Source organism: Brucella sp. IR073 (genome assembly GCF_049065735.1).
Lineage (GTDB): Bacteria > Pseudomonadota > Alphaproteobacteria > Rhizobiales > Rhizobiaceae > Paramesorhizobium.
In genome coordinates this window covers 1-1,294 of sequence record NZ_JBAKHD010000028.1, presented here as the reverse complement: position 1 = coordinate 1,294, position 1,294 = coordinate 1, and the positions used below count along the sequence as shown (strand labels likewise).

The following is a 1,294-nucleotide window of genomic DNA, read 5'->3' as shown; positions in this document are numbered from 1 at the left end:
AAGGAAACCCACGCAGCATTCGACGACGACTGATTGATCCATTTAGACCTGTCGGCTCGCCCCCGGCGCCATTCTCAAAAAGGATATTGATATGACAAACGATACCGACAAACCCTCTTTGGAAGAGTCCGGCAAGGAGCCGTCCACGGCCGTCAGCGATCCCCAGCCGATAGAGATCACGGGGCGGCGTATGTTTCCTCATTATACACCGGAACCACTGACGGCAACGAACCCCAACGCCGATTCTGCGGTGAACAGGATCTACTGGACGTACTACCCAGCCAGCAGCGGTCCTGAGCAAATTATCACTTTCGACCCCAACGTTTCGGAGGTGTCCGACAATCAGGCCAGCACAAAGGTTACCGTATCCGGCCGGAATATCCTCACCTACACCCCTATCATCTATGCCCGCGCCGACAATCCGAACGTGCCCAGCGGTGAGAGATTCTTCTGGGTGACAGAGGTGGACGATCCGCCTGCCGGCAACACACTTTCCATCGTCTCGCTGAACGGCAATCCCCTCAAGGCCAACGAACCGCATCTGCTGCGGGCCACCTATCAGGTGACGGCGACGGCAGCACCGCTCGCCGGACAAACGGTCAACTGGGCGATCGTTCCTCCAGTCGCCGGCGTCTCCGTCAACCCACAGCAGACGACGACCCAGACGGATGGCACGACGAGAACTTCCATTCAATACACCGGTTCCGGCACTGCCTCCGCCACCGTGAAGGCTACCGCAGGCGGCACGGATGTTGCCACCTTCATAGTCGATTTCGCGCAAACCGCCCCATATCTGCCCGGTTACACCAACAAGCTGGCGCTTGAATCCCTTGATGGCATGCACGGCTTGCCGACGAACACGCCGCACAAGCTCAAATGTACTTATACCGGCTTCTACGGTCAGTCTGTGGGGCGCACAATAGGGGTGTACTGGTATGCCTCGGATGACCGGCTTACCTTCAGCGGCGGCAGCGGCGAGTCGGCATGGGGCCAGCCGGCGGCGGGCAATGTTTCCTACACCGACGCGGCGGGCGTCGCTACCATCGATGTCACCGCTTCCGGGGGCGCCGCCATCGACAATGCGGTAATCGGTGCGTTGGGCAGTTGGAACGCATATATGGGCACCTACGATCATTCCGAACCAAATCTGGAACTCTCCTTCGTTCCGGTTCCGACCGTCAAGGGCATCGTCATCGACAAGGCCTATGCCCAACTTCCGCCCGCCAGCAACCCGCCCAGGAAGAGATTCCCCTTCGCCCTCATCGAGTGCCAGCTGCAGGTCGAGAACGGAACC

General features: G+C 59.4%; 1 protein-coding gene. It reads left to right on the top strand.

Features of this window, described 5'->3' with window-relative positions; genetic code table 11:
- Positions 1 to 91: 91 nt before the first annotated feature.
- Positions 92 to 1,294, top strand: a 1,203-nt coding sequence (locus ACOWVG_RS19250) for a hypothetical protein (RefSeq protein WP_420963994.1), incomplete at its 3' end; no start/stop codon positions are given.